3 protein-coding genes are annotated in these 2,217 nt (G+C 42.7%); 2 read left to right on the top strand and 1 reads right to left on the bottom strand.

Going from position 1 to position 2,217, the window contains the following annotated elements:
* Both istA and ACKI39_RS08250 read left to right on the top strand, forming a co-directional pair.
* Positions 1-1,219: IS21 family transposase (gene istA / locus ACKI39_RS08255; RefSeq protein ID WP_407399459.1), on the top strand; the 1,219-nt coding region annotated here is incomplete at its 5' end.
* Entirely contained in the window at positions 1,212-1,955 is a 744-nt protein-coding gene (locus tag ACKI39_RS08250) for an ATP-binding protein (RefSeq protein ID WP_407399457.1), read from the top strand. The genes istA and ACKI39_RS08250, both read left to right, overlap by 8 nt.
* 65 nt (positions 1,956-2,020) lie before the next feature.
* Here ACKI39_RS08250 and ACKI39_RS08245 read toward each other — a convergent pair.
* Positions 2,021-2,217: hypothetical protein (locus ACKI39_RS08245; protein ID WP_407399455.1), on the bottom strand; the 197-nt coding region annotated here is incomplete at its 5' end.

Below are 2,217 nucleotides of genomic sequence, written 5' to 3'. Positions count from 1 at the left end.
CACAAAATACTGCCGCGGCTACAACAAGTTTGTAATCAGTAACAGCCTTACAAATCATCTTGAGCACAAGCCTGGAATAGCAGTTCAGGTGGACTGGTCCGGTCCCACAATGGAATATCTGAATCCAGAAACCCTTGAGCCCGTAAAGGTATACCTGTTTGTAGCCACACTTCCATACAGCCAATATTCGTATGTTGAAGCCTGCTGGGACATGAAGCAGGACTCATGGCTCCGCTGCCACATTCACATGTATGAATTTCTCGGCGGAGTTCCTGTAAAAACAGTCTGCGATAATTTAAAGACCGGTGTTATCAAGCATCCCAAGGAAGGGGAAATTGTCCTGAATGAAGCCTACGAAGCACTCGGAAATCACTACATGACTGCGATCATGCCAACAGGAGTACGTAAACCTAAGCAGAAAGCTTCTGTTGAAGGAACTGTCGGTAAGGTTGCCACCGCAATAATTGCAGCATTACGGGACCAGACTTTCTATTCTCTTGGGCAGCTGCAGATTGCAGTCCTGGCAAAGCTTGAAGAATTCAACAAACGGCCTTTTCAGAAGCGTGACGCAAGCCGCTGGGAAGTGTTTCAGGAAGAAAAGAAGTTTCTCAATCCTTTGCCCGACGTGCCTTACGAGATTGCAACATGGATTTACAGGCGGAAAGTGAACCTTAACTGTCACGTGGTCTACGAAAAGAACAACTATTCCTGTCCATACCAGTATGTCGGTTCAGAAGCAGACCTCAAGGTTACTGATAAAACTGTGGAAATCTTCGTGAAGGGAAACCGTGTTGCGACACATCAGAAATTCGCAGAGGGAATCGAATACCGCTACTCAACCCATCCTCAGGACATGCCTGACCAGTTCCAGCAGCCTGAATGGGATGATGCAAGGATCAGAAACTGGGCCTACAGGATCGGCCCTAACTGCGGAGAATGCATCGACAGGATTTTTGCAGGAGTGAAAATAAAGGAACAGGGATATAACCCGTCCCTGTCCCTGCTCAGGCTAAGTAAGAAATATTCTGACAGCCGGCTGGAATCTGCCTGTAAGTTGGCGCTTATGCAGATTCGAAGCCCAAGATATCACCACCTGAATACAATTCTGGCGGCAAATCAGGATATTCTTTCTGAACAACTTCAGAATAAACCTAAGACAAACAACACTCAAGGATACATAAGAGGCTCATCATATTACGGAGGAAATGAAAATGATTAACGACGAAACAAAGAAGAAGCTCAGGGAACTCAAGCTCAGTGAACTGATAAATGCATACGAAATCTACTCAAAAAATACAGACTGGAGTGAACTTCCATTTGAGCAGAAATTCCAGATGATGGCTGATTACCTTTATCAGGAAAAGTACAACAACAGCGTAAAGATCCTCATGGCAAAGGCAAAGTTCAGGATTCCTAAGGCAGAAGTAACCAGTCTTGTCTATGAAGGACGAGGCATTGACCGAAACCTGATTACGGAACTCTCAACATGCCAGTTTATTTCCAGCAACACCAACATTGTCTTCCAGGGATTCACAGGTTCCGGGAAAACTTATCTTGCATGTGCATTGGGAAGACAGGCCTGCAAGCAGAGATATTCTACGAAGTACATTCGTCTGCCTGATCTTCTGGTGGAACATGATGAAGAAAAAATCCAGAGAGGAAACGCAAAACGACTTCTTAAAAAATATGGTTCGTATGGTCTTCTGATTATTGACGAATGGCTGATGGATGATATTTCTGATGAAGAACAGCATTTCATTTTTGAATTGATTGAACGCCGTCATGACGAAGCTTCTACCATTTTCTGTACCCAGTACAAGAAAGAGGATTGGCACAGCCGTCTTGGTGGTGGAGTCCATGCAGATGCAATTCTTGACCGTATAGTTCACAATGCAATCTTTGTTGAAACTGGTTCAATGAACATGCGTGAATTCTGTGCAAAAATGCATAAATAATTTTTGGTGCTCTACTAAATATTAGTGGTGCTCCCCGCGTGAATTGCTGTTGCTCAAATTTGAATTTAGCGGTGCTTTTCACGCGGAATAATCAGAATATAAATATAATTTGATTCTTCATTCTTACATACATCAAATAAAGTCCATTTTTTATCTATAATACTACTAGTTGGTTTATAGCAAAGAGCAAAACCTTTTTCAGATACTGTAAATTTATTATCTGTTATAAGTGGAACTTTTCCATAATCTGAATAATCTACCA

It is taken from the genome of Treponema sp., assembly GCF_045641405.1.
GTDB lineage: Bacteria > Spirochaetota > Spirochaetia > Treponematales > Treponemataceae > Treponema_D.
This window is presented reverse-complemented; position numbering and strand designations above follow the sequence as displayed.

Coding starts and splice junctions, on each gene's coding strand:
- ACKI39_RS08250 (WP_407399457.1), top strand. CDS start 1,212: ATGATTAACGACGAAACAAAGAAGAAGCTCAGGGAACTCAAGCTCAGT.